At 50.2% G+C, this 929-nt stretch carries 1 protein-coding gene; it reads left to right on the top strand.

Translation table 11 applies throughout. From position 1 onward, the window contains the following. Positions 1–929, top strand: a 929-nt coding sequence (locus MoGM_RS00030) for a phage integrase SAM-like domain-containing protein (RefSeq protein ID WP_104368233.1), incomplete at both ends; no start/stop codon positions are given.

Here is a 929-nt window from a genome sequence, read left to right as displayed (position 1 = left end):
GCACGATGGCGCAGTTCGGATCTAAGCTGTCCTGCACTCCCGAACTGTGGAATCCCCGTGAAAGCCGTCTGAACGGCAAGAGCAAGGAAGCAGTGGAAACCAATGCCAGGATTGAAAAACTGCTGTTGGCGGTAAACGCCGCATTCGACAGCCTTGTATCCCGTAAGGTCGGTTTTGACGCCACCGATGTGAAGAATTATTTTCAAGGCAGCATGGAAACGCAGATGACCCTCATGAAAATGACAGATGCAATCTGTGACGACATTAAGGCACGTATCGGCATAGACCGTGCGAAAGGAACTTATCCTGGTTATCACTATATGCGGCTGACACTCGGGGAGTTCATCGAAACCAAATACAAGGTCAAGGATTTGGCTTTCGGACAATTGACGGAACAGTTCATCCACGACTATCAGGCCTTCGTCACGGAAGATAAAGGCTATGCGATAGATACCGTCCGCCACCACCTTGCCATCCTGAAGAAAATCTGTCGCATTGCCTATAAGAAAGGGTATTCCGAGAAATGCAATTTTCAACATTTCGCCCTGCCCCGGCAATCAGAAAGGACACCACGTGCATTGAGCCGCGAATCGTTCGAAAGAATTCGTGACGTGGAAATACCGCCATACAGGAAGACGCACATACTGGCACGCGACCTTTTTCTGTTTGCCTGCTACACGGGTGTGTCATACGCTGATGTGGTTTCCATCACGGACGAGAACCTGTACACGGACGACAACGGAGCATTATGGCTGAAATATCGCCGAAAGAAAAACGAACATCGGGCGAGCGTGAAACTGCTTCCCGAAGCGTTGGCACTGCTTGAGAGATACAAGGACCAAACACGGGAAACGCTTTTCCCGATAATCCACCACCCGAACATGAAACGACACATGAAAGCGTTGGCTGCACTGGCAGGCATCAAGGAT

Origin of the sequence: Prevotella sp. MGM1, from assembly GCF_002933775.1 — a bacterium.
Taxonomy (GTDB): domain Bacteria; phylum Bacteroidota; class Bacteroidia; order Bacteroidales; family Bacteroidaceae; genus Prevotella.
This window is presented reverse-complemented; position numbering and strand designations above follow the sequence as displayed.